We start from the raw sequence: 516 nt of genomic DNA on the forward strand, positions 1-516 counted from the left end.
GGTCGATACTCCCTGAACTGCCTCCAAGTGGGTCGTATGCGGTTAGAAACGGAAGCATAAACAATCTATAAAATGAATGGCATCGTGCCAGGATCCCGCTTGACTACGTTACAAGATTGCCCACTGCAAAAAACTCTATTTTGGCGTTGCACGACTATCAGCCATTCCCCATTCATGAAGAAACTGCTTTAGGAACTGCGTCATGAACTCATGCCGCTCGTTAGCGATCTGTTTTGCAGTTTCCGTGTTCATCTTATCTCGCAACAGTAGCAACTTCTCGTAGAAATGATTGATCGTCGGTCCCCTGTTTGCCTGGTACGATGCAAATGACTCATGTCGTTCAGGCGGATGTTCGGGATCGTAGATTGCACGATTCGTGTGGCCTCCGTATGCAAACGCGCGAGCGATTCCTATTGCTCCCATGGCATCAAGGCGGTCGGCATCCTGAACTACCTGGCCTTCAACGCTTCGCATCTCCGTAGGTACTCCAGCTCCCTTGAAGGGCATGTCGTGGAT

Annotated in this window: 1 protein-coding gene; it reads right to left on the minus strand. The window is 50.0% G+C overall.

Going from position 1 to position 516, the window contains the following annotated elements; genetic code table 11:
• Positions 1-135: 135 nt before the first annotated feature.
• A partial coding sequence (locus C5Y96_RS19490; protein WP_409994431.1) for an HD domain-containing protein occupies positions 136-516 on the minus strand: 381 nt, incomplete at its 5' end.

Source organism: Blastopirellula marina (assembly GCF_002967715.1).
Taxonomy (GTDB): Bacteria; Planctomycetota; Planctomycetia; order Pirellulales; family Pirellulaceae; genus Bremerella; species Bremerella marina_B.